Here is a 382-nt window from a genome sequence, read left to right as displayed (position 1 = left end):
AATTGCTTTCTACCGTTTTTTTGACCGATAAAACTATCTTGATCACCAATTAACTCTACTGTCTCGTAGGTAGGCTCAATGGCAACAGCAGTTCGCTCCTTATTTAAATAGCCAAACAAGCCATCTTGTTCAATAGGTATCAGTGCCTTTGGATACTCCATCATATCGACCCGTAGCCTTATATCTGATAAGGCAAATGTGATGTCACCCACCTCATTCATAATAGCCTGCTGATCTTCTTTGAATAAAACAAAAAAACCGTTGTCAGAATCTTGAATAGTATCAAAGGCTATTGGCTGTATGATATTACCTTGAAAGTCTAATACGCCGTATTTACCTGACTGCTTGACAATGAATATCTCGCCCACTTCTCTAATGGAGT

The 382-nt window shown here is 38.7% G+C and carries 1 protein-coding gene; it reads right to left on the bottom strand.

Annotated features, from left to right (window positions below):
• The coding region (locus ACT3QP_RS15105) for a hypothetical protein (RefSeq protein ID WP_444526071.1) at window positions 1-382 on the bottom strand (382 nt) is incomplete at both ends.

The organism is Psychrobacter sp. AOP7-B1-24 (assembly GCF_052376215.1).
In the GTDB taxonomy this organism is placed as follows: Bacteria; Pseudomonadota; Gammaproteobacteria; order Pseudomonadales; family Moraxellaceae; genus Psychrobacter.
This window is presented reverse-complemented; position numbering and strand designations above follow the sequence as displayed.